3 protein-coding genes and 1 pseudogene are annotated in these 2,762 nt (G+C 68.9%); all 4 read right to left on the reverse strand.

Going from position 1 to position 2,762, the window contains the following annotated elements:
* Positions 1-276: pseudogene (locus AOK15_RS39735) on the reverse strand (hypothetical protein); the annotation flags it as partial.
* Entirely contained in the window at positions 266-898 is a 633-nt protein-coding gene (locus tag AOK15_RS39740) for a DUF6114 domain-containing protein (protein ID WP_055523937.1), read from the reverse strand. The gene AOK15_RS39740 and the pseudogene AOK15_RS39735, both read right to left, overlap by 11 nt.
* A 169-nt stretch (positions 899-1,067) precedes the next feature.
* Complete coding sequence (locus tag AOK15_RS39745) at positions 1,068-1,703, reverse strand: DUF6230 family protein (RefSeq protein ID WP_055523939.1); 636 nt, start codon at positions 1,701-1,703, stop codon at positions 1,068-1,070.
* Positions 1,704-2,398: 695 nt separating this feature from the next.
* Positions 2,399-2,762: tetratricopeptide repeat protein (locus AOK15_RS39750; RefSeq protein ID WP_157870518.1), on the reverse strand; the 364-nt coding region annotated here is incomplete at its 5' end.

The raw sequence follows: 2,762 nt of genomic DNA on the forward strand, positions 1-2,762 counted from the left end.
GTCGGTGTCCTCGTCGGCGGCCTCCAGGGCGGCCACGCAGTCCTTGTACTCGTCTGCCGTCAGGCTCTGCTTCGTCGGGTCCTCGGCGCGCGCCAGGGTGGGCGTGAAGCCCATGCCCATGAGGACCGCCGTCGGCATCGCCGCCAGGGCTATCGCCTTGCCCGCCGGCACGTTCAGCCGGGTGAGAAGGGGCTTCTTGGGCGCCGCGTGCCGCGGTCCGGTTCTCGCACGGGACTCTCCCACCGAAGTCCCGTGGGTCACCTTGTCAGCCGGCACTGTGCCTCCCGTTCGTCCCGTTCGTGGGGGTGGTACCTGACAGGTCGTCGCCCTCGCCGCGCGCCGCCCCGCTCGTCGAGTCCGCCGTCGCGGGCTCGGGGGCGTCACCCTTGACCAGGGGGACCGCACCTGGTTGTGCCGTGTTCTCAGAGCCCTGAGGAGCCGTGCCCGGCGCGGCCGCGGCGCGCGACGGGGTCTTGTACGTGGACGACACCCGCTCCTCCTCCTGGCCGGGCGCCCAGGCGATGGCCAGCGCGCCGCCGATCAGGGAGAGCAGGAAGCCGAAGCCGAAGCCGCCGAGGTTGGAGACCGGGATGGACACGAGCGCCAGGAGGATCGCCGCCGTACCGGCGAAGGTGCGTACGTGCCGCTGGAACCACAGACTGATCCCGAGCACCACCAGCAGGACGCCGATGATGAGGGAACCCGCGCCGCCCGTCGTCGACATGGCGAGCGTGAGGTGGCCGATCTGCAGGTTCGCGTACGGCAGGTACATGATCGGGAAACCGCCGAGCAGTACCAGAAGGCCCGCCCAGAAGGGACGAGAGCCCCTCCAGTCGCGGAAGCGCCGCCGAAAGGCGCGGAGATAGTCTTCGTTCTGCCCCGTTGACTCGGCGCTCATGGACAACAGCTCCCTGGAACGGTGTTGCTGTGAGAAGTTCGCGTACGGCATGTGATGCGAGGCGCGCGTACGGGAATTCACGTACGGAGGTCGCGCGCGGGAAGCCCCGCGCCGCGAGAGGGACGGGCGGGCGAAGAAGCGCAGGCCCCCTCACCCGCCCAGGGAGTGCTTAGTAGCACTCCACGGTGCCCTTGTGGAGCGACATCTTGAGGTTGCTCAGCTTGAAGGTTCCGGCGGTGGTCGCCCACGCCGTCTGCTTCACGTCGCTCAGCGAGGCCGAGTCGGCCTGCTGGGCGAACCCGTAGGGGTTGGCCTGCTCCGAGCCGCCCTTCATGCCCGGACCCTTGTTGGCGTCCTTGGCCGCCACACCGATGTCGATGCCCTTGAAGACGGCATCGGCCGAGAGGTCCTCGACGTCGATGTAGAGGTTCTCGGCCTCGACCTTCTTGCCACCGGTACCGGCGGTCAGCTTGAGGCTGACGCTACCGAGCAGCGGGACACCGGGGGTCACGACCGACTGGCACATGTTGGTGATCGTCGCGCTCTTGAAGGCCGAGACGGCGACGGGGTGAACCGTCTTCTCGCCCTTGAGGGTGTAGCCCTCGTCGAGCGCCCCGTACTGCGAGAAGCCCTGACCATCGAGCTGACCCGCCGTCACCTTGAACGACTGGCCCGACACACTGAACGACGCGGCGAGAGCGCCCTGCGCGAGGGCGACACCTATCGCTGCCGTGGCGGCGACGCTGGGCACCATGACCACAGCGAACCGCTTCCATCTGGTCCCGCCACGCACCTGGGACTCCATATTTCCTCCTTCTCGGACGTACATCTCCTGCCACCGGCTCGCCCCTTGGCGGCGGCTCGGCCGGACAGGGATGGGAGAAGTGCTACGTCCTCGGGAATGGGGAGCGCCCGCGCTCGGTGGCGCCGAAGCGCCCGAACTCACCGGCGATCACCCCCGAGCGACAACCACTGGTCGCGCCTGACACGCATCACGCACAACCTGCTGGACAGGCTCCACCGTTGAAGCGGAGACCCCCCTGCCCAAGAGACGACGCCACTGTCGCCGGCTCTACTCGGTGGGGACCCAGAAAACCCGTTGACCCGACTGGCCGTCGGGGTACGGGATTGGACCGAGCGTCGCCGATCGTGGTGCATTCTCGCCGCCCCCGCAAGGGGGTTCGTTACTCGCTAGTAACGGACGGATAACCGAACAACGACCCATTGGCATCGGGCAGCGACCCTGGGTCGCCCCGAGTGAGGCGACAGACTGGTTGACAGTCGGACAGAGTCCGACACATCGGCGCGGTTCTCTTACTGCCAGTAACAGCGGCCGGGATTACCAAGATTTGGCAAAGGGCGGCCGGGATGTCGCCGTGTCGCCAAATCTCTCACTCCGGCAACACATGTTCCGGCACATCACAGCCGTGCGCCCACGCCGAGGCGTGGGCGCGGAAGCCGAGGCGGGGCGGGCCGATGCGGCCCGCCCCGGAACGCGTCTCAGAACAAGGCCCGCGCCAGCGCCCGGCGGGCCGCGGCCACCCGCGGATCGTCGGACCCGACGACCTCGAACAGCTCGATCAGCCGCAGCCGCGCGGTCTCCCGGTCGTCGCCCGCCGACCGCCGGACCGTCTCGACGAGCCGGCCGAAGGCGTCCTCCACATGTCCGCCCACGAGGTCGAGGTCGGCCGCCGCGATCTGCGCCGGCACATCGGCGGGGTTCTCCGCCGCGGCCTTGCGCACCTCCTGCGGGTCCATGCCCTGCACCCGGTGCAGCAACTCGGCCTGCGCAAGGCCCAACTTGGCCTCGATGTTGCCCGGGTCGTCGCTCAGCACGTTCTTGTAGGCCTGCACCGCGCCGCCG

It is taken from the genome of Streptomyces ossamyceticus, assembly GCF_001418475.1.
Lineage (GTDB): Bacteria > Actinomycetota > Actinomycetes > Streptomycetales > Streptomycetaceae > Streptomyces > Streptomyces ossamyceticus.